Raw genomic sequence first — 1,154 nt, 5'->3', positions numbered from 1 at the left:
ACATGAGGGTTGGATGTTCTGTCGCACAGGGTATACCGGTGAGGATGGTCTGGAAATTATGGTGCCAGACGACCAAGTAAGCGCTTTCTGGAAAGCGCTTGAGACTGCGGGCGTTCATCCTTGTGGGCTTGGTGCCCGTGATACCTTGCGTTTAGAGGCAGGGATGAATCTTTACGGCTCTGATATGGACGAGAGTGTATCGCCTCTCGAAGCGAATATGGCGTGGACGGTTGCTTGGTCCGATGATCGGGATTTTATTGGCAAACCGGCGCTTGAAGCTCAGAAAAGTGCAGGGTGTAAATTCAAGCAGGTAGGCTTAGTGCTTGAAGCGCGAGGCGTGTTGCGTGGACATCAAAAAGTGTTGGTTGAGCATAATGGTGAGACGCTTGAAGGTGAAATTACTAGCGGCACATATAGCCCAACATTAGGTTACTCTGTCGCACTAGCGAGAGTGCCTGTTCAAGTTGGAGAAACATGCGATGTTGAAATGCGTAACAAGCGCGTGCCTGTAAAAGTTGTAAAAGCTCCGTTTGTACGTAATGGCAAACGGGTCTACGAATAATTTTAGAATTAACGGTGCCAGCCACCGAGTTTAGGAGATAACCATGAGTAATGTACCGAGTGAACTGAAATACTTGTCGAGCCATGAGTGGGTGAGACTGGAAGCCGATGGCGAAACAGCAGTAATCGGAATTACCGATCACGCTCAGGAATTACTTGGCGACGTCGTTTTTGTAGAGCTTCCTGAAGTAGGGACAGAGCTTGCGGCTGGTGACGAAGCAGGTGTTGTGGAGTCAGTAAAAGCCGCCTCAGATATCTATGCGCCGGTGAGTGGTGAGGTGTTAGAGATTAACGAAGGGCTTGAAGAAGCGCCAGAAATCGTCAATAGCGAGCCTTATGACGATGGTTGGTTCTTTAAAATAAAGCTGTCAGATTCGAGTGAACTTGCCTCACTTCTTGATGCGGACGCGTATGCGGATGTCTGCGAAGCTGACGACCATTAGATAATAGTTGTGAGAGCGCGTTTACGCGCTCTTTTTGATTTACACGTTATATCTTTTGTCCCGTCTAGGGACATTTGTTTTTAGGAGCTAGCATGCCTTTTGTTCCTCACACCGATGCCGACGTTGCAAAAATGCTCGGCGTCATAGGCG

2 protein-coding genes are annotated in these 1,154 nt (G+C 48.6%); both read left to right on the top strand.

The window, feature by feature from the left end:
- The coding region (locus tag A3751_RS18980; RefSeq protein WP_304439057.1) for a glycine cleavage T C-terminal barrel domain-containing protein at positions 1-562 on the top strand (562 nt) is incomplete at its 5' end.
- Positions 563-605: 43 nt separating this feature from the next.
- Positions 606-1,004, top strand: a complete 399-nt coding sequence (gcvH, locus tag A3751_RS18975) for a glycine cleavage system protein GcvH (protein ID WP_068458569.1) — start codon at positions 606-608, stop codon at positions 1,002-1,004.
- Positions 1,005-1,154: the final 150 nt, after the last annotated feature.

The organism is Oleiphilus sp. HI0080 (assembly GCF_001635135.1).
Note: the sequence above shows the minus strand (reverse complement) of the source record. Positions and strands in the feature narration are given on the sequence as shown.